We start from the raw sequence: 25,183 nt of genomic DNA, 5'->3' as shown, positions 1-25,183 counted from the left end.
CACTCAGTCACTCTTGCCACCACTGACACGGCCGCCGCTCACTCTACCACCACTGACGCGACCGCCACTCACCCTGCCTCCACTGACGCGACCGCCGCTAACCCGGCCACCACTGACGCGTCCACCCTGCCCATCATCACCTATCTCGATATCGAGCAGAATATCCTCGATACTGCCAGTCAGCTCATCCAGCCTGGCCGAATGATCGGATTTGTCACACTGCCACTGTCTGATATCGCTTGAGTAGGAATTTCTGACATCCTCAGGGGTGGATGCCGCCAGGGAGGCCCCCTTGCCTTCCAGCAACATGATGACGGGGGCAACCATTCCGTAATAGCCGCCTTCATGAGAAAACCCATAGACACGTACGAAATACCGTGCCGGGTCTCCATCCTTATCCTTGTACTTCATATCAGTCACTGTTTCTCCGTAGAGCAGGACCTCAGATATACTCAGTAGTGTTTCAGCCATTGTTTTACTGTCTCCGGGTATTGGATTTTTTAAAAATCTGCTTATCGATCAGAGCGTCTGTCTTGTGCATGTTCAGCCAGCTCTGGCCTGCCAGTAACGTTCGGCAAAAGACGGTCTGACTCGTCCTCTGCGTCCAGCAGCATTCGCTACCAGACCACTCGTTTGCTCAGCCTCCGAAGCCTCATGATCTTGCTTGGCGTGATCGTGCTCGGCGTGATCGTACTCGCTCTTGTGACTGTGCCCAGCGGCGCTGTGTTTTTCATCCTTGTCCTTCGGCAGTCTCGGCCCAACCGTGGCTGAACCGATGTCGCGCCAGATAAAATTCACATTGATGATATTGCGATATTGCCCATCAAACAAAGCCTTCTCGGCTTTCAGCATCGCATGATGAAAATCCGTGTAATGCAGATCATTGGGTGATAAGCGGGCCCATGTATCGATCAGCAGAGTCGCCACCGCGTCTCGGGCATATAGCAACGACTCGCGAAACAGTTCAGGTGCCGCTGCGTAGGCTGCTTCAAAATCAGCCTGCAAATACTGCTCGTACTCGGGCGATCCTTCCAGGCTGTCGGATAGCTCTTCGAGTGTGCTTGAGATGGCCCCCACACGGACCAGCTCTTCGTGAAACACATCGACCAGAATATCGTAAATGGCACCCGTCAGTGGTTGTGCCAGTAAATGAGAGTCCTTCCATCCAGCAGTAAAATCTGACAGTCTGGAATTATTATTGGCCATCCGAATCTGATCGATCGACGAGGTTTCAGCGAATCGACTCAGATGATTAGCGCGATACAGATTACCTGAAGTAGATTCAAGCACCTGGTCAACAACGGAATCAAAATGAAGTGCTGAAATCATTGAGACTACATCGCCGCTGGACTCCTGAAAGCCTAGAAACTCAGCCGTTTCACGACCCTGCTCAGGCTCTCCCACCAGGGTCAGCAAAACACCATGCCCCACTTCATGGGCAATGACATCAAAATTCAAAGTGAACGGAGAGAGAGAGCCATCCTGCTTGTTTACATCGGTACCGATTTCGATAAAGCCCCGTCCGATTTGCGCGTTCTCAAACTTCGGAAGTATTACAACTTCTGCTTGCTGATAGAACTTGTGAAAATACCACTCTATAGGTTGACCGAAATATCTCTCCCAGATATCCAGGGTAAACCGTATTGATGCATAGGTATGAGCGGCATGGAAAGCAGGGTCATCCGGATTATCGTAATGCAGAAAATGACCATTGTCATCGGGCATGGCTGGCGCGTAAACCGGCCCATCCCATGGCGGTAGATAAACATAGGGGTAGCCATTTTCATCTTCATGCAAGCCATATTCCTGAGCCTTGTCGACCGGAAAGATGACATACATTCGATCGTCACTCGGCCCAGGACCAATGCTGCCCGCTGGTGACGAGATTTCGATTATCTCCGCAGGCAGGCTGTTCTCACCTGTCTGCGTTTGTGGAAATAGTCTGAACAACGTGCCCACGTGATCAATATCCCTCAGAGCGCTCCTGCCTGATTACCTGATTTTGCAAGACACCATCACCTGCACTCTTTCCAGTACAGATATTCTTTCCCAATCAATTGATGAAAATGATCAGTACCTTCAAAACCGTTTTTAGCCAGATGAATATCGAGTCGCGGTGGAATCGCGCCACCCAGCTTTTTCTCAAAATACCATGCAATCAGCTGTGGTGGTAGCAAACCTGACTGCGCAGAATCAATCTCAGCGCTCGCAAGTGTCGCAATCTTCAGATTGGCAAGGTCAAGAAACCTGAAATACTGACCATCAAGTTTGAGTTGATCGATGATTCCAGGCTGCAGATCACCGGCTGATCGACGATGCGATTCCAGGCGAGAAACCCCGTGCATCAACGCTGTCAGCTTCGACTCGTCCAGATCTGCCCTCTCCAGATAGCTCATCAGCATACTGCGTGAGGCAAGTCGGTTGTGAGCCCTGAACTGATTCAGTGCAGTCTTCAAGGCACTATCCGAAATGATAGTTTCTGCATGATCAAAACTCATCCAGTTCAGCAGGGATTTGTCCTGGTAGCGCTCATATTGCTCTGGATAGAGACGCAACTGATCAAGCACCTTCCTGTCGTCATTTGTCAGCGTTATCGCTGATGCCAGCATTCGCTCATTTTCTTTGAATGCAACATCCCAGACAACGGTCCATTCAAAATGAAAATCTGTTGGTGGAACATCCAGATCTTCGACAGCATCCTGATGCATCTCTGCCAGCAGGCATCGTGCGTCCTGCTTTTTCAGATCAACACGGTTTTGCTGCAACCACTCAGCTATCAAACGAGCCTGCGCCTTGTTTTCAAACAAACCAATCGCCGCTTCAAGCAGATCTGACCAACGGCGTTTCTTGTAAAACGTATTCTTGGCAATATCCAGCAAGCTCGACTTCTGTACATCGTTTATGACTTGTTGCTGACAGGCCAAAGCCAGCGTTGCACGAATATTGACCATGGGTTCGGAGGCCATCACGAACCCGACTTGCTCAGGGCCATGCAAAACGGCAACCTCATCATCATCGGTAATGACACCGTCCCGGTACCACTGAAATACCTGCCCGACCCCCTTCATACCGAATGGATATAACTCGACAGCACGCAGAGCACCCATGCTGGAGCTGCCATACACCCGCACACCCTGATCCAGGGCGTACAGAATCTCCTTGTGCCAGACGGATGGCGCTCCTTCAAAATAGCCATCGATAATGCCGATCGCCGCCGGTTTGTCCTGCAACACCCGAAGAATGTCACCGTGGCTCACGGGAGGCAGACAGACGCAGTCATGGTGACGTCGTATTTCTTCATGACTGATCGTGGGACCTGCGAATACGACATTCATTCGCCCAGTGACTCGCGCTGCTGCTGAAAACCATTATCCGCCTCATTGCGTACACCCAGTGCGCGTGCTCCGGGTATATAGCCATCATCATCATGGGGAGATTCCAGCCCAGGGATGATCACCCTAACGACCGCAATGTCATATTCGGGCTTGCTTAAATCCACGAGCAGCATTTGGGAAATCGCGATTCTCTGCAAGCACTGCAGCAGCGTATCCAGATCCTCTTCCACCGATGCCGAATGTATGTCTGTCCTGTCTGAATAGTCGGTCAAAAATGATGAGCGTCGTATGATATTGCTGAAAAAGCGCTGTTTTTCATCAATACCTTCCGAAGTGTACTCACGGGGAGTCAGATCATCACGAGCGCCGACTATATAAGTGGTTCTGACCTGTACGGCCTCGTGCAGGGCTCGTAACAACGCAACATGGCGGGACAAATGGGTGCCCGACCCAACACCGATATGCCGCGTGTGCGATTGTCGATCCATGATGACTGCAAAGTAGCTTGGAATACCTGAATCTGATGTGATATCCCATAGATACGTATCCTGCCCGGCCTCTTCAAGCTTACCCAGAGTCTCAAGGCAAAGCGGATCATCAATGGTATCCGGATTGATGGAAGTACGATCGATAGCCTGAGCCCCGAGTTGATGCCAGAGCGTAATCGCATCACGCTCGATAACCTCACAAATGGCATGAATGGTTGCTTCTGCAAGACAATTCCCGGAAGCCAGACCATTACTGCTGGCAGGAAAACAACCACTGCCAGAGGGTCGTGGCCAGGTGTAGTTGGTATGCACCATTTCATAGGGCACCCATGAGGATTGTTGCCGCAACAGGTCTACCGCTTCGATCCAGGCGATAGGAAAATGTCGATGAAACGGTGAATTTTCGACCGTTGGCAAGCCTTCGATGCTCACCCGACACCCCGAGTTCTGCATGTCCACAACCGAGGCAATTCTAAGCGGCAGCGTAATGTGTTCGGCATGAAACCCTTCGACGCTCTCCATCAATCCCGATGCGCTGGCAGCTGCCAGTGTGCTGCCTTTGCCTTGCGAGACAGAAACAGAACGAGAGTTGGGGCGGCAGACCATGACCACCGGTATGCCGATGGTATCCAGCCCGGTAACATCGGCTATACGAGTAATGCCCATGGCTGGCATATAGGGCCTGACGAGCGTAAGCGTCTCTTCAGGATCGCAAATACGGTGTGTGCCGACTCGGTAGGTGATAGGGTGACATGAATCCTGCAAATGCATTGCCTCGCAATCGATGCTATATGTTCATTCCAGGCAACCAGTCACTCGACGATCATTCCGGTTTTTGAGGCTAAACCGAGTTGATCCATGATCCATTTCAGCCCAAGCTGCCGCCGCTGTAACTTCTCACTGTACTTGAAACTTTGCAAGCTTCGCAACGATGCGAGTACGGATGGCCTCATTCATCATCAAGTGCGATGCTTAACTGGGAAAAACCTTGCTGTTTTTATCAATTTCGCGGGTCAGGTTTAGCGAGCATCGGTGGTGTACGGTACAGTGGTACTTTCAGCCCAAGCTCAGGTGAGCGTGTAAAAATGCATACCGATGATCGTAGCGACGACACCCATCCGAATGCCTGCACGCACACTGAGGACACACACAAGCTGAATCGCACCTCATCGATGCAGGCTAGTGCTACAACTTATCGACTATTCGTATCGCAGAACATCAAATCAGTCAGCCGTGCGCTTGCCAGTGACTGGCTGAACCGCCTGGAAGTCGTCGTCAATGAGAAGACCGTGGACATCTTTCCCACGGACCAATACCTTGACCACATTCCTGCAATGATCGAACAGCTCGGTATCATCCTGGAGAGTGAAAACAGCGAACTGAGCATGGTCAACTCGGTCATCAGCCACAAGGCACTTGAACTGGGACGTCTGCGACACACACAAAAAGCCACCATCAGTCAGTTGCTGCGTGAATACGATCTGCTTGCATGTGTTCTGGCTGATTACCAGCTTCGCTCGATTGACGAATTTGAAGGCAATGCCCCCTTGCGTGAAGTTCTGCAAGTCAGCGATATCATCAACTCAATCATTCGTCTGATCCAGCAATACACCATGGATGCCTTTACCGAAAGCTATATGGCAACTATCGAAAAACAGACAGACAAACTGGCCTCCTTCAATCGCTTTGTGAGCCATGAAATCCGCACGCCGCTGAACGGCGCCTTGCTCGGCGTCGAACTATTGAACGAATCTGACGAACTGACAGAACAACAGCGTACGGATCTTGAACACATTCGCCAGTCTCTTCTAGAGGCGGCCTCGGTCATTGATAATGTGGAACGTCTGGTCGCCATCGACCAGTCCGATCCCGTCGATAGCCCGCTTAGACAGAATTTGCCTCTGACACCCCTGATTACCGATCTCTGCCGACAATTATCAGGGGCACTGCAGACACGGGATGTCTCGATACATGTCCCCGACGATCTGGGGGAAATCTACCTGGAGACCAGTCGACTGAAACTGTTCCTGAGCAACCTGTTATCCAATGCCATCAAATACAGTGACCCTCAGAAACAGAGCCGAGATGTGTGGATTACGCGCAAGGATCATGCTGACGGCTCGCTGGAGCTGAACGTCAGAGACAATGGCCTGGGGATCCCGGAAGAGCAATTATCACAGGTGCTGGGAATGCGTGTCCGTGCCCATGCTCATCTGGACGATACGCATTCGGTCAGTGGTGAAGGATTGGGTTTGTACCTGGTGGCTGAAGCCATGCGTGAGCTGGGCGGCACCGTGACGCTTGAATCCGAGCTGGGCAAGGGCACCTCAGTGAAGCTTGTCATTCCTGACATGCTTCACTGAGTTTGTACAACGAAAGACTGCGCTGGGCTTTTCTCAGCGATGAAACTGCCCTTCTCTTTCCGGCTGATACATAACCTCTTCAATTCGCACATTCTGCACACTGCCACCGGGCTTGGGCCATTCGATGATATCGCCCTCCTTCAGCCCGAGCAATGCACTACCAACAGGTGCAAGAATGGATATCCGGCCTTCACCATCCCCCATGTCATTCGGATACACCAGTGTCAGACTGAAGACCTCCGATGTCTCGACAATGGCAAATCGTACGGTGGAATTCATCGTGACGACTGTTGCAGGTATCTCCTGCGGATCCACCACCTGCGCTCGATCAAGCTCCGCCTGTAAGGATTCGCGACCAGGGAATTCGGACGCAGGCAGCTTGCGCATCAGACTTTCCAATCGATCAACATCAAGGGTAGAAATGACAATAGCGGGGTTCATGCGAATCTCGACATTAAAACGTTAGGATGCACTGATACTGGCAAGCCCAGGTCAGGGTATTTGGGGTTAATTGTGGCGTTCAGCACATTGGCTGAAGGTTTGCCCTTTACAGTTGGACTGTACTGCAAAAAGTCATGGTTGTGGCAACGACCGTGACTTTGCAGGACCTGATGCTCAGGCCGTTACCTCACTCATAAAAGGGTAATCGGTATAGCCTTCCGCAGCACCGCCATATAGAGTATCCGGATCCAGTGAATTCAGAGGGGCATCGATTTCAAAGCGCTCTACCAGATCAGGGTTCGAAATGAAGGGGCGACCAATACAAACCAGATCGACGTCTCGATCTTCAATCGCACGCATGGCCATCGAACGATCATAACCGTTGTTACCCATGTATTTGCCACTGAACGCTGAACGAAGTGTCGCAAGTTGTGCAGTAGTTGCCGTCCTCTCTCCGCCGGTTTCACCCTCCACAATGTGCATATATGCAAGTCCGGCACGCTCAGCATGAGCAATGGCTGCAAGAAAAATTTCCATCTGATCATCAATCTCCACACCACCGGCGTGTGAAAAAGGGCTGAAACGAACACCGACACAACCGGGTGACCATACAGTCAACAACGCATCGATAACCTCTCCGAGCAACCGCGTACGATTCTCCACCGAACCACCGTAGGCATCGTCGCGATGATTAGATGATGTACGCATGAACTGATCCAGCAGATAACCATTGGCGGCGTGCAATTCTACGCCATCAAACCCTGCCACCTTCGCCTGGCGTGCAGCGTGCGCAAAATCCTCAATCAGTCTGGGAATTTCATCAGTTTCAAGAGCACGTGGAGTTGATGTATCTACAAATCCTGATTCGATAAAGGTCTTCGCCTCAGCACGTAACGCGGACGGGGCAACCGGCGCCTGGCCGTCTATCTGCAGTGATGTATGGGACACGCGGCCGACATGCCATAGCTGGGCAAATATCTTCCCACCCTTGGCATGCACAGCATCAGTGACGCGCTTCCAGCCAGCAACCTGTGCTTCGCTGTAAATGCCGGGAGTCCGGTAATAGCCTTTGCCTTCGGGGGATATTTGGGTAGCTTCTGTGATGATCAGGCCAGCGCTGGCGCGCTGTGCGTAATAGGTCTCGTGCAGCTTGTGCGGAACATCGCCATCAACATCGGCACGATTCCGGGTTAACGGCGCCATGACGAGACGATTCGCCAGATGCAGATCACCAACAGTGATCGGGGAAAATAAAGCGTGACTCATGATTTTCTCTTTTTATACGAAACCAGGCGCCAAGGCGCCCGGAACTCAGTGCAACTGAATGCAGGGTCTATGTAGTCGATGATGTTGAAAAGCAAGCGCGAGGAACGTTGAAAAACAGACATTCCGATATGCATGGGATCAATGCTAACTCGACAGATTGGCGCTCAATGCCAGGCTGGCAATGACAGCAATTTTTACAGCGCATGTCGTGAAAGCTGAACTTCCCAACGCCTCTGGCTTATTACCTTCGGTTTTCACAAATTTGATTGACGAAAGCAATATTTAGGCATTTAATCCCAATTGCACTACTCATGAATCACCACCAACCGAGGTGGTGACCTCCCTCCACACCTGATTTGAGAATACTGACAATGAATCCAGGAAAACACCTGTGCACCTGTCTGTTCCTGATATTGCTCGCAGGCTGTAGTAGCGATGATAACCAGCCTGACCAGACCTCCAATCCAGCCCCGGACAGCGACGTACCTGAAAACCCACTGCCCAGCGCGCCCGGTGGTGATACCAGCGCCATCGCCGGACTATGGGATGCCCGCAACGGTGAAGCCGGTAGCGTTGATGAGCGTTATGTAGAAATATCCACTGATGGTGTGTATCTAGAATACGACTTCCGTCAGGATGACCTGGCAGATGATGGCAACTGCTATCTGCGCAGCGCGCCTTTGACGCTGACGCCCGAGGACCCCGCAAATAATGCCTATAGCCTGCCGGACGATCGTACTTTCAACGCGACCAGCAGCACAGACGGCAGCATTCTCAGTATTACATTCGCAGAGCAACCACTGCAGGATTGGACAGCGGTAAGCGGTGTATCTACAGACGACCTTGCAGGCTGCGATAACATATTTGAATAACCGTTTTTCGAGCAGCTCCAGATAGCTTCAATCGCCTTACTGACCAGCACTCGAAAATTAACTGACGCCAGGTGCAACTTTCTGGCGTCAGTCTGCGTATCGGTTAACAGGCGATACGTAAATCAAAAAGCGTATCCCTTTAACCCTAAGGAGAAATACGTGAAGAGAATGACTTTAAGAACCTGCGCTCTCAGCGCCCTGTGCGCCTCAGCCAGCTTCGGCGCCATGGCAGGACACACCAATGAATTACTGGAGGCGACGCTTGATGGACGTGAAGAGGTCGGCTCCGACCCTACCACTCGCCTTGCGGGTGATCCTGATGGCAAGGGTGAGGCCTATGTCTCCGGAATAGATGGTGATCCGACAACTCTTTGCTACGTTTTGACAGTCGAAAAGATCGATTTGGTACCCGTTGGTGAAGGTATGGCCGCACACATCCACGAAGGCTTGCGTGACTCAAACGGCCCCGTGGTCGCAGCGCTTGCAGGCCCCGAAGATGGCAACGCGGCAGATTGTCTGACCGAAGGCGAAACGGGTAAATTCCCCACCGGCGAGGCGGGAATCGTGCAACGTATCCTGAACAATCCCGAGCAGTTCTACATCAATGTGCATAATCCGGACTTTCCGGACGGTGCCATTCGTGGCCAACTGGCCAATCAGATTCATGAGCACACACATGACGACGATGATGGTGACATGATGTCTGGCGATGCACCCACGGTCCCGATGAACCTGACAGCACAGGTTTACTCAAGCTCAGCTCTGGAACTCTTCTGGGATCGCTCCACCGATAATGGTGTCGTCAGCAGCTACGATGTCTACCGTGACGGACAAGCTTATGGCAATGCTGACGGCAACAGCTTTTTCGACGACAACCTGATGAGTGGCACCAGCTACGAATACTACGTGGTGGCCATTGATAACGAAGCAAACGAATCAGCAGCTTCAGCCAGCGTCACTGTCAGCACACCTTAATCAAAGATAGAGACACGGATCAGCCTTACACCCGTGACTACTGCCCGGATTCCGCAGAATTTGCAGAATCCGGGCGTTTTACAACAATGGGTAACTCAATCAGCAAGGCTCCGGACATCCACGGCCTGATGCTATCAACGCATTGTAAAACCACGATCTTTCAGAAAACCACTCATATGAGGCCTTGATTCCTTGCCCACCAGCGCCTTCATTTCCTGACTCCAGTTGCTGTCCTTGGTACCACCTGTACGCGATTGATAGTAGGCAGACAGCTGCTTGTCGTAGTCGGCAATATGTCCAGCCTGACTCTCTGTGTCATAAACCTCTTGCATCAGTACAGATTCAACGGCAAGTCGCGGCTTTACCTCCGGATCCTGAGCCGGATAGCCGAGGCACAAGCCGAAAACCGGATACACCTGCTCAGGCAGTTGCAACAATTCACTGACTTCGGCTGGATGATTTCGCAAGCCACCGATGTAGCAGATTCCCAAGCCCATGGATTCAGCAGCGATAACTGCTGTCTGTGCAGATAGCCCGACATCAACCGTTGCGATGATGAAATGTTCTGTCATGCCCGGCTCGAACTCTCCACCCTGCGACGCGCAGGCAGCAGCAGATCGCTTCAGGTCGGCGCAATACACTAGAAAAGCACCGGCACTGGCAACATAGCCCTGTCCACCTGCCAGTTCTGCTAACCGTTGGCGACGCTCAGGCGACTTGACCTGGATGACGCTGACCGCCTGAACATTACTGGATGTTGCCGCCGCCTGACCACAGGCGACTATCTGCTGTACGGTCTCATCTTCCACCGGACGATCTTCAAACTTGCGAATGGAGCGATGTGCACGGAGCATCTCGATGGTGGGGTTTGTTTGGAAGCTCATTAATACCTTTCAAGTTTCAAGGGTAGGAAGTACCCGCCTCATTGATGAGGACTACATGGGTACTGGAAAATGTTCGTAGATATTCTGAATGCCAGCCTTGACCTCATCCGAGAGTTCAAGAGCTGCGGCGGCCAGATTGACCTTTAGCTGCTCCATGGTGGTAGCACCAATAATGGCGGAAGTCATGAATGGACGTGTCAGGCAAAAAGCCAGCGCCATTTGTGCCGGATCCAGATCATGCTCCCGAGCCAGCGCGACATATTTTTCGCAAACAGGCTTGCTACGTTCCATATAGCGACCACCCAGATTCGCGTTCAAGGTACGTCGCGAACCCTCAGGCAGAGCCTCATTGTCATATTTACCGGTCAGCATGCCAGCAGCCAGAGGTGAAAATGCCAGAAGGCCTACACCTTCATGGTGGGACATTTCCGCCATATCAAGATCGTACAGGCGATTCAGCAGATTGTATTCATTCTGCACACTGACCACTTGAGGCAGATTTTCCTGCCTGGCAATACTCAGATACTGACTCGTTCCCCAGCAACTTTCATTGGACAGACCGATATGCAGAATTCTACCTGCCTTGACTTGTGCGTCCAGCTCGCGCAACACCTCGTGAATGTTGTCACGTACCTTGTCCGTCTCCTGCCCTGACGGATCAAACGTCAGGGCCTGTCGAAAGGCATAGCTACCTCGGTTGGGCCAGTGCAGCTGGTACAGATCGATGCGGTCGGTTTGCAGTCGTTTGAGACTGCGCTCGACTGAGATACGAATCTTCTCGGCAGTAATATCCTTACCACCATATATCCATTCGCGCCCATTGCCCGTAACCTTGGTCGCCAGTACCACATCATTACGACGACCGGATTGTGCCACCCACTGACCAATAATGGTTTCCGTATCCCCCAGAGTCGCCTCAGTCAGAGGCGTGGTGGGATACATCTCGGCCGTATCAATGAAATTGACGCCATGCTCCAGCGCACAGGCAATCTGTTCTGCCGCCTCAGCGTAGGTATTCTGAGTACCCCAAGTCATGCTACCCAGACATAGCTGACTAACCTGAGTCTCTGTTCTTCCCAGCGAACGCATTTTCATAGTCGTTTCCTGTCAGGCGTTCAGGTATGCGCCCAATCCATATAGGTTTCACGAGCACGCTTGGTGATCGGTCCGATCTCGTACTGAGTTTCATCAAAAGCGATAACGGGAGTTACCTTGGCAAGGTTGCCCGTCAGGAAGACTTCATCCGCTGCATGAAAATCCTCAGGTCTGAGAACGCTCTCGTGAACAGTGATGCCTGCATCGCTCAACAGCCCCATGATACGTCGCCGCGTGATGCCGTCCAGAAAAGTACCGTTGGGAACCGGGGTAAACACTTCACCATCAAGAACCATGAAGATGTTGCTGGTCGCCGACTCGGCCACATTTCCAAGACTGTCGCAAACCAGGGCATTGGTAAAACCCTTGCTGACCGCTTCACGCATCATGCGCGCGTTATTGGGATACAAGCAGGCAGCCTTGGCGTTCACCGTGGCAACGTCCAGCGAGGGCCGATGGAATTGCGTGGTGGTCAGACGTGCGGCAGTTGCCGCAGGAGGCATGGGAATTTCCTGCAGACACAGGCAGAAATCGGTGGAGTCAGGATCGGCACTGATGAAACCATCGCCATAGCCCGTTGACCAGTACATCGGACGAATATAGACAGCTGCGTCTTTATGGAATTGTGCCAGACCTTCGTCGACTCGCGCCACGATCTCATCGGTGCTCAAAGTCGGATTCATGCCCAGGCTCAATGCAGAACGATTGACTCTTTCGCAATGAGGCTCCAGATCCGGGGTGACGCCTTCAAACTGGCGTGCGCCATCGAATACAAGAGTACCTAGCCACGTACCATGATCAGCTGATCGCATGACGGGCACGCTCCCTTGCTGCCACTGCCCATCATGAAAAGTTAAGATTGGATTGTCGGTAGACACTTTGCAAGTTCCTGCGATGTAAGCATAAGACAGACATGCTACCGCATCGGCTCACTGCATGACGATCTGAGCACCTGCTTTGATACCATTTTGCTCGAACCATCCCTGATTGACCTCCAGTGCAAACATGGCAATGTTTCTGGAATCAAACAGTTGATTGGGGCCGACATCCATATCGTGAATCTCGTTGATGACAAGATCCGCAGAAATAAAGGCAATGGACAAGGGGATGAGCGTATTGCGCATGGTGAAGGTCAGCGGACGCTCGGCGTCATACACAAACAGCATGCCCGCATCATCGGCCATGGATGGGCGAAAGCTCAGTCCCATGTAGCGCTGCTGGCTGGTGGCGGCAATCTCAGTCTTTAGCGGCTTGCCATCGATCATCAGAGTCACACCAGGCAATATCGGTTGTGCCTCTGTTTCCTGTGCCGGCACATTGCCAGCAAACAGCACGCAGAGCGTAACTACCAAACCGAAAAGAACCGTAGTCACTCGCCAGACAGGATGGGCAGCACGGAACTGCGGCCGATGAGCACCCACCTTGATTATCGGGTAGCGTCGATTTGAATAATCGCCGTAGTTCATGCACAACTCCCTGATTGTGGAACGATCAGAATAGAGAGTCGGTCATGTCTCAGACCGACAGTGATTTCAGGATATCAGTTCGCGTAATCGAGGAAAGGCCATACGCGTTTTAGGGCGAACACCCTCCCAGATCAGAAAAGCCTCTGCCGCTTGTTCGACCAACATGCCCAGTCCATTGCTGGCACTGGCGCCACGCGCCTTGCACCACCCCATGAACAAGGTGTCACGAGTACTGTACGTCATGTCGTAGGCAAGACTCTGATGAGAAATAATGTCTTCGGGCAACGGCGGCAGGCCTCCGTTCATGCTGACCGTTGTTGCATTGATAACAATATCGAATTTATCCCAGCCTTCCAACTCTTCGAAGCCACTACCACTGACCGCTCCCAGATCCTCGAACAAGGAACTCAGTAGCTCAGCTTTTGAGGCAGTTCGGTTCGCCACATGCAACAAGGCTGGCTTTGTTGCCAGCAAAGGTGCCATGACACCTCTGGCTGCACCACCCGCTCCCAGAAGCAGAATACGTTGCCCTTCCAGCGGTCGTCGAAGATTACTTTGAATATCTGCCACCAGGCCAAGCCCATCCGTGTTGTGACCCACACGAGAACCATCACGGTGCATGTGAATGGTATTAACAGAGCCTGCTCGCAGGGCATTGGGGCTTAGTCGATCACTGACCTCAACGGCCAGCTCCTTGAAAGGCGCTGTCACATTGCAGCCGCGTGCGCCCGACTTTTGCCAGTCAATGACCGTATCGGCAAACGTTTCAGGGCTGGCCTCGGTGCGCGTGTAGTGAATCTTGCGCTGGGTCAGCTCGCCGAACAGCTGATGCACGACTGGCGAAAGACTGTGCGCGATCGGTTGTCCGATCACCGTGTACCGATTAATCATGAATTGTCTGGATATTTCAATGCCGATTTCGGCACTCTGTGTTGAAGGAAAAAATATTTGATTTCGTCAAGTCGACGTTGCATCAGCATGGGCGTGGAGTCCTCTCTTCCCAGCGGGTTATGTGAAAGACGGAAGATGCCGCCTTCACACCGGTGATACTCGGCAGCGAATGATTGCAATTCGCCGATGCTTTCACCTTTGATGCTGGGAGATTCATAGCGGTACTTTACCGACAATGGCGCAAGGACTACGTCGCTGGCGTCACAGTTTGCGGGAATCTCGAAAGCCACATCCACCGCTCTGACCGGAGGTGGAGGTTCGACGACATTCAGCGTCTCTTTCAGGCGCTTTGCAGACGAATCAGTCTGCCTGGCACTTTCTTCCAGAGATTCGATCTCAGTCTCGGCCGTTGCCGCGTGCACTCTATCAGCCTGCAAGCTATCAGCTGGAACCACCCTTTCCGGAGCCTGAGCTGTCTCAAGCGCTGGAACATCGCCAGGGTCAGCGTCGGATTTTCCGGCCAACGCCTCATCCGGGGCGACTACGATCTCGGGCTTTACTCTGGAGGTGTCGTCATCTTCGCGAATATAGGACAGAGACTTAACATCCAGAGACTCTTCCAGCTCGTTCGTCGAACCCAGTAAAAAGGCGATTCCGTAGTACAGAGCGAGACAAAACAATGCAGCTGCAATCAATACCTTGACGATGGGGTTCATGATTTACAAGGAATGCCTGTGAGATAGGGTAAGCCGGTGTGCGAGCATATTTGTGCCTTGGAGGCATGGCCAAAACGAGACAAACAGTCAGATTCAGGCTAAGTTACCGACTTTGGTGCAAATGGTAACTCGACACTCATCAGTTCGCCACCAATGAGTATCAATTGACTTGTGCTCAGCGCCTCATATCAATCCGTAAACCCAACAACTCGGGACAATCGATACAGTGAGCAATAACCCAATGTTCGGGATCAGAGCACCCTATCCCGGCAACAGACCTCGTCGCATGCGACTGGACTCTTTCAGTCGTCGCATGATGCAAGAGCATCATTTGACGGTTGACATGCTGATTCAGCCCTACTTTATCGTCGAAGGCACCAATCAGAGACAAGCAGTCCCATCAATGCCCGGCGTTGACAGACTCAGCATAGACTTGTTAGTGGAGTCAGCCACCGCTCTGCATGCGCTGGGTGTACCGGCCATTGCCCTGTTTCCGGTGACCGAAGATGATGCCAAGACGGATGACTGCAGTGGAGCCTGGAACCCGGAAGGCTTGTTACAACGCGCCGTCAGAACACTCAAGACAGCGTTACCGGAGCTGGGCATCATTACCGATGTGGCACTGGATCCCTATTCGCCGCATGGTCACGACGGCCTTATGAACGAGGAAGGCTACATCATCAATGATGAAACGGTTGACGCTCTGGTACGGCAGGCCCTGTCACATGCAGAGGCAGGGGCAGATATCGTAGCCCCTTCAGACATGATGGACGGACGTATCGGCGCTATCCGTGAAGCCCTGGAAGCGGCAGATCATCGCAATACCCGTATTCTCAGCTACGCAGCCAAATTCGCTTCCAGTTTCTACGGCCCCTTCCGCGACGCGGTTGGTGCATCCGCAGCGCTGGGCAAATCCAACAAGAACTCCTACCAGATCGACCCGTCCAACAGCGATGAAGCCATGCATGAAATTGCAGCCGATCTGCAAGAAGGCGCGGACATGATCATGGTCAAACCCGGACTTCCCTATCTGGACATCGTCCGACGTGCACGGGATACCTTTGCCGTACCCACCTACGCCTATCATGTCAGTGGCGAATACGCCATGATCAAGGCAGCTGCAGCACAAGGCTGGATCGATGAAAAGGCGGTTGTACTGGAAACGATGATGGCTTTCAGACGAGCAGGATGTGACGGAGTATTAACTTACTATGCTCATGATGTCGCAAACTGGCTCAAGTCCTGCTGAACAAGCCTAAGCCAACTATCATTGTGTTATCCATGTAACACAAGACTGCAAACAGCCGTGCTAAACAAAATTGCGTACAAAATAGCTCTGGCTGGCCTCTTGGCCAGCCTCTCAGGCACAGCGTCAGCTCTGGGTGATCAGTGGTATCTGGGAATCGGGGGCGGAATCTCGACCTTGAAGCCTGACATTGTCGACACATCAATAGATGTCAGTGACGAAAATGGTCAGGTAGGTACTCTTTTCATTGGCAGGGATTTTGACAATCGCAGTAGCGGGCAATTGCAACTTTATTCACTGGGTGATGCACAGTACGGCGACGAGCAGAGCAGTGCCGGTTACACGGGCGGTGATGCCTCCTTGTTATATCGTTTTTACGATTCCAGAGATAGCAAACCCAGAGGAACACTGTTTGGCGCTGCCTTGTATGGTCGATTTGGCTTCGGCTTCATGCAGCGCGATTCAGACCTGTTACTGGACACTGATACACCTGTCTACTTTGGCGCCGGTGCCGGTATAGAGACATTTCTGACGTTCAACCTGGCCGTGCGGCTCGAAGCGCTCTATCACGACACAGATGTAACCTCAGCAACACTGACACTGGTCAATCGCTTTGGCGGACGCCGTCCATCAGCGCTGCCCTCAACGGCTGTCAAACCCATAATCAGCCCAGTTACTGAAGCCGAAACCGAGCTCGAAACGGCGGTGACAAGCAATACAACGCAGAAGGATGCCGTCGCCATATCGGCCGAACTGCCGGAAACCTATATTCCGCCTCCTGCCGGCCAGCCGGCCATCGACACAGAGTTGTCCACGACAGACACGGCGGCAACATTACCTGAAACCATAGATTATGATGTTCCGGACAGTGCCGGAGCGCCGATCGATCTGGCTGCACAACCGGGTATGAATGCGGTACCTGGCAGTGCGGAAGCCCCTATCGAACTGACACCACTGCCTGATCTGAATGACTCGGACACCGCGATTTCTCAGATTCCAGAACAGCTTCCTGAATCAATACCCGCCCCCATAGCTACCCCGGCGATTGAACCCCCTGAAACCACACCGATCGGCGACTCCGGCTTCCCCGAAGTCAAACTGATGGGTGACTCCACGAAAAACACACTGCCCGCCGTTGAGACTCCAGAGCTTGCCGAGATCGATATCGCAACCGATACGGTTCCGGATGTCGAAATCATGGGAACTGCCACGGAAACCCAGACAAAGCCGGAAGTCGTGGTACCACCAACGGACACCGATGCTGATGGTATTACGGACGAACTGGATAAATGCCCTGACTCTACGCCAGGCTACCCGGTTACTGCCCGAGGCTGCCCTGTCTTTGGTGGAATGCTGCCAGAGCTGACGTTCAATGAACAAACCGCCGATCTGAGCTCCACGAGCTACGCCGTACTGGACACACTAGTCCAGCAGCTGCTCGACTTTCCGGATACCTACATCGAACTGGTCGCCCATACAGACAACACCGGTACAGAAGCGCAACAATCCGAGTTGACACGACAACGCCTGCGCAGCATAGGCGTCTACCTTGTGCGCCACGGTGTCAGCCAGGACAGGCTGTTGCTGCGCTCATACGGCGGATCAAGACCCAATTTCGACAATACGACAACGGATGGACGTCGCCGCAATAATCGCATCGAGGTACTCGAGAACCCGTAATAACCCATGCCTCAACGATGACACGCAAACACCGCTTCTGGCTTGACAGGTATTTCTGGCTGGCAGCGGTGGCTGCACCGCTTTGCTGGCTACTTCTTACCCAGCTGGATGTGCCTCTGCGCCAGACAGCACTGCCCCTCATGACGCTCTTGCAGATCGTCATCGTCAGCCCGGTACTGGAAGAAATCGTGTTTCGTGGCGGCTTGCAAGCCTGGCTGCTGACACGTATTTCGATGCGTCACACCTGGCTCCAGATCAGCCTGGCCAATGTGCTGGCCTCATCGGTATTTGCCGCAATGCATCTGCTGAACCAGCCGCCCCTATGGGCGGCGCTGGTTATTCTGCCTTCACTGGTATTCGGCTGGGCCTGGGAACGTCACCAGACCCTGCTATCTCCCATTGCACTGCACATACTGTACAACGCAGGCTTCATCTGGCTATTCGGTTAAATCCGTTTAGCCGCTCCTGAAGGACTAATGACGAAAGTGTCGAACTCCCGTGAAGACCATTGCCATGTTGTGCTCATCCGCCGCCGCAATGACTTCCGCATCATTCCTGGAACCACCAGGCTGTATGACAGCCACGATGCCAGCTTCAGCAGCATTGTCGATACCATCCCGGAATGGGAAAAAAGCATCGGAGGCCATAACGGCACCTGCGACTTGCAAGCCTTCGTCGGCAGCCTTGATACCTGCGATTCTGGCTGAATAGACACGGCTCATCTGACCGGCGCCGACGCCTACTGTGCTGGAATTCCGGCCATAGACAATAGCGTTGGATTTGACGAACTTGGCAACACGCCAGGTGAACAGAAGATCAGTGAGCTCCGCCTCGCTTGGCTGTCGCTTGCTGACGACTTTCAAAGAATCCAGCTCGACATTGAGCACATCATCATCCTGTACCAGCAGGCCGCCGGCAACCGGACGATACAGCCAGCTACTCTCTGCCGTGCCTCCCAATGACAAACTCTCGCAATCAAGGACCCGTACATTCGGTTTGCCTTCAAGCAATGCCAGCGCTGCCGGTTCGACACCGGGAGCCACGATGACTTCGACAAATTGGCGGGCAATGATTTCCTTGACCACTTGCTCACTCAGTGGACGATTGAAAGCGATGATGCCTCCAAATGCGGAAGTCGGATCTGTGCGATAAGCCAGATCGTAAGCCTCTAGTTGATTGGCTCCTACAGCAACACCACATGGATTGGCATGCTTGACGATGACACAGGCAGCCTCGGTAAACTGTCGTACACACGCTAGAGCCGCATCGGCATCCATCACGTTGTTATATGACATGGCCTTGCCCTGCAGCAGATGGGCTGCTGCGATAGTGCCGGGACCGGCATCTGCCGAACGATAGAACGCTGCGCGCTGATGTGGGTTTTCCCCGTAGCGCAGCGTTTCGTTCAGCACAAACTGCGTGTTGAGCGTACGTGGGAAATCAGCTGGCTCGGCATGTGATGCCTCACCCGTGCGACGTCCGAAATAGTCAGCGATCATGCCATCGTAAGCTGCCGTATGCTCGAAAGCTTTCACCGCCAGGTCGAAACGCAGAGCGCCTTGCTGCTCTGTTGATGCATCCAGAGATTCAATGATGCGCGAGTAATCAGCAGGATCGGTAACGATGGCTACAGATGCATGATTCTTGGCTGCAGAGCGGACCATTGCAGGTCCACCGATATCAATATTCTCAATGGCATCCTCGAAACTCACACCCTCGCGCGCAACTGTCGCGGCGAACGGATATAAATTGACAACAACATAGTCGATAGGTGCGATACCACGTGCGACCATGACCTCGTCATCAATGCCACGTCGCCCCAGAATTCCACCATGCACAGTCGGGTGAAGCGTCTTGACTCGTCCAGCCATCATTTCTGCGGCCCCGGTATGTTCCGAGACATCGGTTACCGGTAGACCTGCCTTGCGCAAGGCCTCGGCGGTCCCTCCCGTGGACAGCAGCTTGATGCCCTTGCTCACGAATGCCTGAGCCAGTTGTTCGATTCCCTGCTTGTCAGAGACGCTCAGCAATGCGCAAGAGCCTGCGAGTTTTTCAGCCACTTAATAATATATCCGGTTATTCGATGTGTTTGTTTTGTTCGTGGGAAAGCTGCCTGGGGAAGCTTGCCTTATTCCATTTCTGCCAGCTTGTTGCGCAGATTGCCACGACTGATTCCCAGCCATTCTGCCGCCTTACTCTGATTACCACCACACTCACGCATGACAGCACTCAACAGAGCGTGCTCTGCCTGACGAATCACCATGCGGTACAGACCTGATGGTTTCTCACCATCGAGCATGTCGAAATAGCGACCCAGTTCGTCCCGCACACAGCTGGCGATGGCAGTCCCTCCGGCATCGACCGTTTTGCTCATTGAAGGCTTGCCCGACTTGACCTTTGCCAGACCCTCGGCAACGGCCTTGGCGACACTGCCCTCTTCCGTCTTGTCGACATTGCCACCTTTGGCACTACGGGATGCAGGAGCACTCATGTGCGTGACACTACTGGGAATAGAGTTGGCAAAGGTCGTATTTCCAGATTTGTGAATCGGAGTATAAGAAATAGTCATATCAAGCGGCGGCTTCAAACAGTGCAGGCTGGGAGAAAAAGCTCTCTACCAGCCGAAGTTGATCGTTGGAATCTTCTACCTTGTTGACCGCCTCCCTAAATGCGGCCGCGTGTCTCAAACCCTTGCAATACCAGGCAATATGCTTACGGGCAATACGCACCCCTCGATATTCGCCATAGAGCTTGTGGCAACCGAGCAGATGCGTCATCAACGTTGCACCAACCTCGTCCAGAGACGGAGGTAATGGCGCAGGCAGGCCCTGCAAGGCGGCGTTGATTTCTCTGAATATCCAGGGATTCCCCTGCGCCGCACGTCCTACCATGATACCTGCGGCCCCTGTTGTACGCAGCACCTGAAGTGCCTGTTCGCCATTACAGATGTCGCCATTGGCAATCACTGGAATGGAAACGGCATCGACGATGGCAGCAATGGTGTCGTACTCTGCCTGCCCCTTGAAGCGATCGCTACGAGTTCGACCGTGCACCGCCAGACAGGCGATACCCTCACTTTGCGCCAGACGTGCGATAGCCACGCCGTTGCGATTGTCAGGAGTAGGCCCGGTACGAATCTTCAGAGTGACGGGCACATCCACACGAGCCACCACCAAACGCAGAATATCCCGGACCAGATCAGGATGTTCCAGCAATGCAGAGCCTGCCAGGCGATTGCAGACCTTCTTGGCAGGACAGCCCATATTGATGTCAATAATCTGGGCACCATGAGCAACATTCAGTGCAGCGGCATCAGCCATCGCAACAGGGTCTGCCCCTGCGATCTGCACAGCATGCGGCAAATCGTTTTCAGCACGCACGATACGATGGCGGGTTTTGGCCGTTGCGTACAACAGAGTATCGCTTGAGATCATCTCCGATGCCGCATAGCCTACGCCTTCGCGGGCACAGGCATCACGAAAGGGCCGGTCGGTTACGCCCGCCATCGGTGCCAGAAACACAGGATTTTCTACGACGTGTGTTCCTATCTCGATCATGGGTGAGGTGGGCTTGAGCGGGCCGTATATCCTAATACAGATCAGCGCTTAAAAATACCGTATGAGGGAACAGCAGTTGGCAATTTACAGCGACATAGGGCTCAAATCACCTCTATCTGAAGTCCAGCTCGAAGGACATGGCCTCATTGCCGGGGTCATCGAGATTCAATGTAACGTCAAGCTGCTTGCCGGCTGCAAATACATCGCCTTGCTGCCAATTATCAAGATAATCCGAGGGTTCGAAGCTGTTCTTCACCACCAGGCGACCGTTTCGATCGGTCAATCGAATTTCAAGCACAGGGTAACGTTGCCCAAAAGAGGCCTTGTTGATGAAACCGATATTGATGAGTAAAGCATCTTCAATCGTAGGGTGAGAAAAAACCGATCGCTTCAGAACTTGTAATGAATCAAGATCCACTTGCTCCTCAAGCGTGCACCCCGTCACAGAACACACGACTTCCAGCAAAGGTCGTACATACCGGCTATTTTGCAACGACTGTCGTTCACGATATCCGTACAGAGCCACCGCCAACGACACCGCCAGTAACAAGAGTGCACCTTTGAACCGCCACGATCCGGTCTTTCGCACCTCTACCGGAGGCTTCTGGGCCTGCGCCCGTTCGAGAGACTCCAGTAATTCATCCACTCCATCGCCAGCAATGGTGTCTGACAGCGGATCGTCGTGGTGCTCAAGAGCGCCCTCCTCCTCCGCGCCTGTGTCAGCCACCAAGATGCCGGCACTGGCATGGGCTGGAATTACCAGCGTTGCGTCTCTGACAGAGCCGCTATCGGTCTCATTGATGGCAGAGCGGGCGTCCACCTCGGGACCTTGGGCAAACAGGGTTTCGCTATAGGTATCATCCAGTTCGTCGTCGCCAGCCGGATCATCGAAGTCGAAAGACTGTACTTCAACGGTTTCATCCAGATAGTCAACATTCTGTAGTGCCGCATCGGCGGAAAACAGACTGAAATCTGCGTAGGTCACATCCAGTGGAGAGGCATTATTAGCCAGTCCAGCCAATGCCGCGGCACTGGCATCAGGCAAACTGGAAGCAACGGAATGCCCGTCCCCGGTTGACTCTTCGCCAACATTTTGTGCATTTTCGTCGGACGATTCTGAATCAGACTCTTCGGCCTCCTCGTCGGATGGCTGCCGCAGATTAGCCAGTGCATCGAAAATGCTAAGGCATTCCCCACACCTGACTCGCGTATCACTGGACGAAAGCAACTCTTTCGATACTTCAAAGATGGTCTTGCAGTTGGAGCAGCAAGTTTGCGGATTCTGATCCACCTCGATACTGGCATAGCCAGCTGCTATCGCATCTGCCTCATCACCATCAAAGTCACCTTCTGATTCGCTCTTCAGTGCTCTGGCCTTTTTTCGCTTGCCAGAGTCATTGCCGCCAGCTGCTGAGATGTCGACAGATTTAGCCCCATTGTCATCCGAGCCTTCCGTCTCCTTGACCGAGTGCTTGAACCGTTCTCGGGCTTGCTGGCCTGTTCGAGATTTCTGGCTGCGTCTGCCCATGCCGTATCAACGACGTATTGCAGTCATCAGCGCCCAGCCATCTTGATCCTGACCGGGTTCAAATTCGAAATGCTCGCTGTATCGCTCACGCAGCGGTTCCATCTGCTCTCGCAGAATGCCGGACACCACCAGACGCCCACCCGGTTTCACGGACGCTGTCAGCGTATCCGCCAGATCCATCAGAGGTTTGAAAAGAATATTGGCCAACACCAGCTCCACGGAAAGATCATTCACCAACTCGGGCATACCCACCTCAAGCTTGTCCAGTACACCATTTTGCCGAGCATTGTCTCGTGTAGCGCTCAACGCCTGTGGATCGATATCCACCGCCCAGGCCCGTTCCGCTCCCAGCAACAAAGCGGCAATAGCCAGAACACCTGAACCGCAACCATAGTCGATGACACGGCAACCCTCCAGAGGACGCAATGTACGTGCCGTTTCAGCGCCCATCCACGCCAGACATTGCGCAGTGGTTGCATGTGTGCCAGTACCAAAAGCCATGCCCGGATCCAGCCGCAGGTTGATAGCACTCGGATCTGGGGCTTCCTGCTCGGTTGGGCATATCCAGAAGTGTTCGCCAAACTGCATGGGTTTGAAGGTATCCATCCAGGTTCGCTCCCACTCTCGCTCCTGTAATCGAGAGGCGGTGAACGCGGGCACTGCAATCTCGAGCATGGCCGCTGCCAGATGCAAAGCATCGTGCAGCTCATCCAGCAAGGTTTCTCGAGCGTACAGACCCACTAGCGTGATGTCGTCCCAAAGCCGCACCTCTCCCGGCACGGGCTCCAGAACAGCGTGCGACAACTCTTCATCGTCCACGCTGTCCAGCAACGTCACGGATAAGGCACCGGATTTGAAAAGCCAGTTTTCGAGTGTTTCAACCTCATCACGCGATGTCTTAAGCGTGATTTCAAGCCATTCAGGAGCTGCAGTCATGTTGATCTTTCTAACGTCCAGGTGGTGAATCAGAGCGCAGGTTCCGTTATGCCGGTCGCTGGCGTCCGATCCACCAGCATGCCGTCAGTTCAGTCCCAGTTTCTTTTCCAGGTAATGAATATTGGTGCCCCCTTCCTGAAAGGCAGGATCATTGAAGATATCGATGTGCAGGGGAATGTTTGTCTTGATGCCGTCGATGAATACTTCACTGAGGGCACCACGCATGCGTGCCAGGGCTGACTCTCGAGTATTGGCAGACACGATCAGTTTGGCAATCATGGAGTCATAATGTGGCGGTACTGTATACCCGTTATAGATATGGGTCTCCACACGCACACCAAGTCCGCCGGCTGGATGATATTGCCGGATGGTGCCAGGGGAAGGCATGAAAGTGACCGGGTCTTCGGCATTGATGCGGCACTCGAATGCATGTCCCTTGATCTTGATGTCTTCCTGCTTCCAGCGCAGCTCGCGACCTTCAGCAGCAAAAATCTGCTCCTTGATGATATCGATTCCCGTAATCATTTCGGTCACAGGGTGTTCGACCTGCACACGGGTGTTCATTTCTATGAAGTAGAAATTACCGTTTTCATACAAGAACTCGAACGTACCTGCACCATGGTACCCCATGCGTTTGCACGCCTCGACGCAGCGGGCGCCCATATCGGCACGAGTGGCTGCATCGATGCCCGGTGCTGGCGCCTCCTCCACAACCTTCTGGTGGCGACGCTGCATGGAGCAGTCACGCTCCCCCAGATGAATGGCATTGCCCAATTCATCGCAGATGACCTGAAACTCGATATGTCGAGGGGTTTCCAGATACTTTTCCATGTACACAACCGGATTGCCGAAGGCAGTACCGGCTTCGTTCTGTGTCATGGCAATGGATTCTTCCAGATCATCATCCGAACGAACGACACGCATGCCACGCCCGCCGCCGCCGCCGGCCGCCTTGATGATGATCGGATAACCGATCTTGTTGGCAATCTTGATATTTTTGGCAATATCGTTACCCAGAGGCCCATCACTGCCAGGCACACAGGGAACGCCTGCGGCTTTCATTTCGGCAATGGCACTGACCTTGTCACCCATCAAACGGATAGTGTCCGAGGTTGGACCAATGAACTTGAACCCGCTTGATTCAACCCGTTCGGCAAAATCGGCGTTCTCAGCCAGAAACCCGTAACCCGGGTGAATAGCCTCGGAGCGAGTTATCTCGGCCGCACTGATAATGGCAGGCACATTGAGATAGCTTTTAGCGGAAGGTGGCGGCCCGATACATACCGCTTCATCGGCCAGCCTGACATGCTTGAGATCCCGGTCAGCCGTCGAATAGACAGCAACGGTCTGGATACCCAGATCACGGCAGCAGCGCATGATACGCAGGGCAATCTCGCCACGATTGGCGATCAGCAGTTTCTTGATTGGAGTAACCATGAGTCAG

General features: G+C 53.1%; 24 protein-coding genes. 6 read left to right on the top strand and 18 right to left on the bottom strand.

What is annotated here, in order from left to right:
- Window positions 1-3: 3 nt before the first annotated feature.
- The 4 genes from IMCC3135_RS06605 to IMCC3135_RS06590 all read right to left on the bottom strand — a co-directional run bounded on the left by IMCC3135_RS06605 (window position 4) and on the right by IMCC3135_RS06590 (window position 4,588).
- Window positions 4-471, bottom strand: coding sequence for a hypothetical protein (locus IMCC3135_RS06605; RefSeq protein ID WP_088916886.1), 468 nt, complete (start codon window positions 469-471; stop codon window positions 4-6).
- A gap of 72 nt (window positions 472-543) precedes the next feature.
- Window positions 544-1,959 carry a gluzincin family metallopeptidase gene (locus IMCC3135_RS06600; RefSeq protein ID WP_088916885.1) on the bottom strand — a complete coding sequence of 472 codons (1,416 nt, stop codon included), beginning with the start codon at window positions 1,957-1,959 and terminating at the stop codon, window positions 544-546.
- Between the two features lie 56 nt (window positions 1,960-2,015).
- A complete protein-coding gene (locus tag IMCC3135_RS06595; protein WP_088916884.1) occupies window positions 2,016-3,335 on the bottom strand; it encodes a TfuA-like protein in 1,320 nt (439 codons plus the stop codon).
- Window positions 3,332-4,588, bottom strand: coding sequence for a YcaO-like family protein (locus IMCC3135_RS06590; protein WP_205737937.1), 1,257 nt, complete (start codon window positions 4,586-4,588; stop codon window positions 3,332-3,334). The genes IMCC3135_RS06595 and IMCC3135_RS06590 overlap by 4 nt, the downstream gene beginning before the upstream one ends.
- A 320-nt stretch (window positions 4,589-4,908) precedes the next feature.
- On the opposite strand from IMCC3135_RS06590, the gene IMCC3135_RS06585 reads away from it, so the two are divergent.
- Window positions 4,909-6,186, top strand: a complete 1,278-nt coding sequence (locus IMCC3135_RS06585; RefSeq protein ID WP_169727420.1) for a sensor histidine kinase — start codon at window positions 4,909-4,911, stop codon at window positions 6,184-6,186.
- Window positions 6,187-6,219: 33 nt separating this feature from the next.
- Here IMCC3135_RS06585 and rnk read toward each other — a convergent pair whose 3' ends face one another.
- Window positions 6,220-6,627 carry a nucleoside diphosphate kinase regulator gene (gene rnk, locus IMCC3135_RS06580; protein ID WP_088916881.1) on the bottom strand — a complete coding sequence of 136 codons (408 nt, stop codon included), beginning with the start codon at window positions 6,625-6,627 and terminating at the stop codon, window positions 6,220-6,222.
- A 174-nt stretch (window positions 6,628-6,801) separates the two neighbouring features.
- Entirely contained in the window at window positions 6,802-7,893 is a 1,092-nt protein-coding gene (locus IMCC3135_RS06575) for an alkene reductase (RefSeq protein ID WP_088916880.1), read from the bottom strand.
- Window positions 7,894-8,264: 371 nt separating this feature from the next.
- On the opposite strand from IMCC3135_RS06575, the gene IMCC3135_RS06570 reads away from it, so the two are divergent.
- A complete protein-coding gene (locus tag IMCC3135_RS06570) occupies window positions 8,265-8,765 on the top strand; it encodes a YajG family lipoprotein (RefSeq protein WP_088916879.1) in 501 nt (166 codons plus the stop codon).
- A 168-nt stretch (window positions 8,766-8,933) separates the two neighbouring features.
- Entirely contained in the window at window positions 8,934-9,740 is an 807-nt protein-coding gene (locus IMCC3135_RS06565) for a CHRD domain-containing protein (RefSeq protein WP_088916878.1), read from the top strand.
- Window positions 9,741-9,874: 134 nt separating this feature from the next.
- Here IMCC3135_RS06565 and nfsA read toward each other — a convergent pair whose 3' ends face one another.
- The 6 genes from nfsA to IMCC3135_RS06535 form a co-directional block, all read right to left on the bottom strand.
- Window positions 9,875-10,624 (bottom strand): oxygen-insensitive NADPH nitroreductase, encoded by a 750-nt coding sequence (gene nfsA, locus IMCC3135_RS06560; protein ID WP_088916877.1) that lies wholly within the window; start codon window positions 10,622-10,624, stop codon window positions 9,875-9,877.
- Window positions 10,625-10,675: 51 nt separating this feature from the next.
- The gene (locus IMCC3135_RS06555) at window positions 10,676-11,719 is read right to left on the bottom strand and encodes an aldo/keto reductase (protein ID WP_088916876.1); all 1,044 of its coding nucleotides are present in this window, start codon (window positions 11,717-11,719) and stop codon (window positions 10,676-10,678) included.
- Between the two features lie 20 nt (window positions 11,720-11,739).
- On the bottom strand, window positions 11,740-12,597 hold the full coding sequence (locus IMCC3135_RS06550; protein ID WP_088916875.1) for a branched-chain amino acid aminotransferase: 858 nt from the start codon (window positions 12,595-12,597) through the stop codon (window positions 11,740-11,742).
- Window positions 12,598-12,648: 51 nt separating this feature from the next.
- Window positions 12,649-13,185: a DUF192 domain-containing protein gene (locus tag IMCC3135_RS06545; RefSeq protein WP_088916874.1), complete on the bottom strand. Its 537-nt coding sequence runs from the start codon at window positions 13,183-13,185 to the stop codon at window positions 12,649-12,651.
- Window positions 13,186-13,251: 66 nt separating this feature from the next.
- A complete protein-coding gene (gene aroE / locus IMCC3135_RS06540) occupies window positions 13,252-14,076 on the bottom strand; it encodes a shikimate dehydrogenase (protein WP_088916873.1) in 825 nt (274 codons plus the stop codon).
- Window positions 14,073-14,792, bottom strand: a complete 720-nt coding sequence (locus IMCC3135_RS06535) for a hypothetical protein (RefSeq protein ID WP_088916872.1) — start codon at window positions 14,790-14,792, stop codon at window positions 14,073-14,075. The genes aroE and IMCC3135_RS06535 overlap by 4 nt, the downstream gene beginning before the upstream one ends.
- A 241-nt stretch (window positions 14,793-15,033) precedes the next feature.
- Between IMCC3135_RS06535 and hemB the strand changes: the two genes are divergently transcribed.
- The 3 genes from hemB to mrtJ are packed head-to-tail and all read left to right on the top strand — an operon-like array spanning window position 15,034 to window position 18,167.
- Window positions 15,034-16,041 carry a porphobilinogen synthase gene (hemB, locus tag IMCC3135_RS06530; RefSeq protein ID WP_088916871.1) on the top strand — a complete coding sequence of 336 codons (1,008 nt, stop codon included), beginning with the start codon at window positions 15,034-15,036 and terminating at the stop codon, window positions 16,039-16,041.
- 57 nt (window positions 16,042-16,098) lie between these two features.
- On the top strand, window positions 16,099-17,718 hold the full coding sequence (locus tag IMCC3135_RS06525; RefSeq protein WP_169727419.1) for an OmpA family protein: 1,620 nt from the start codon (window positions 16,099-16,101) through the stop codon (window positions 17,716-17,718).
- A 17-nt stretch (window positions 17,719-17,735) separates the two neighbouring features.
- Window positions 17,736-18,167 carry a JDVT-CTERM system glutamic-type intramembrane protease MrtJ gene (gene mrtJ, locus IMCC3135_RS06520; RefSeq protein ID WP_088916869.1) on the top strand — a complete coding sequence of 144 codons (432 nt, stop codon included), beginning with the start codon at window positions 17,736-17,738 and terminating at the stop codon, window positions 18,165-18,167.
- 24 nt (window positions 18,168-18,191) lie between these two features.
- Here the strand turns inward: mrtJ and purH are convergent, their stop codons facing one another.
- The 6 genes from purH to accC all read right to left on the bottom strand — a co-directional run bounded on the left by purH (window position 18,192) and on the right by accC (window position 25,176).
- Complete coding sequence (purH, locus tag IMCC3135_RS06515) at window positions 18,192-19,778, bottom strand: bifunctional phosphoribosylaminoimidazolecarboxamide formyltransferase/IMP cyclohydrolase (protein WP_088916868.1); 1,587 nt, start codon at window positions 19,776-19,778, stop codon at window positions 18,192-18,194.
- A gap of 68 nt (window positions 19,779-19,846) precedes the next feature.
- Window positions 19,847-20,209, bottom strand: a complete 363-nt coding sequence (locus tag IMCC3135_RS06510; RefSeq protein ID WP_236994752.1) for a helix-turn-helix domain-containing protein — start codon at window positions 20,207-20,209, stop codon at window positions 19,847-19,849.
- Window positions 20,210-20,288: 79 nt separating this feature from the next.
- Window positions 20,289-21,275, bottom strand: coding sequence for a tRNA dihydrouridine synthase DusB (gene dusB / locus IMCC3135_RS06505; protein ID WP_088916867.1), 987 nt, complete (start codon window positions 21,273-21,275; stop codon window positions 20,289-20,291).
- A 112-nt stretch (window positions 21,276-21,387) separates the two neighbouring features.
- Window positions 21,388-22,803 (bottom strand): zinc-ribbon and DUF3426 domain-containing protein, encoded by a 1,416-nt coding sequence (locus tag IMCC3135_RS06500; RefSeq protein WP_088916866.1) that lies wholly within the window; start codon window positions 22,801-22,803, stop codon window positions 21,388-21,390.
- 6 nt (window positions 22,804-22,809) lie between these two features.
- Window positions 22,810-23,739: a 50S ribosomal protein L11 methyltransferase gene (gene prmA, locus IMCC3135_RS06495; RefSeq protein ID WP_088916865.1), complete on the bottom strand. Its 930-nt coding sequence runs from the start codon at window positions 23,737-23,739 to the stop codon at window positions 22,810-22,812.
- 84 nt (window positions 23,740-23,823) lie between these two features.
- The gene (gene accC, locus IMCC3135_RS06490; protein WP_088916864.1) at window positions 23,824-25,176 is read right to left on the bottom strand and encodes an acetyl-CoA carboxylase biotin carboxylase subunit; all 1,353 of its coding nucleotides are present in this window, start codon (window positions 25,174-25,176) and stop codon (window positions 23,824-23,826) included.
- Window positions 25,177-25,183: the final 7 nt, after the last annotated feature.

It is taken from the genome of Granulosicoccus antarcticus IMCC3135, from assembly GCF_002215215.1.
In the GTDB taxonomy this organism is placed as follows: domain Bacteria; phylum Pseudomonadota; class Gammaproteobacteria; order Granulosicoccales; family Granulosicoccaceae; genus Granulosicoccus; species Granulosicoccus antarcticus.
Note: the sequence above shows the minus strand (reverse complement) of the source record. Positions and strands in the feature narration are given on the sequence as shown.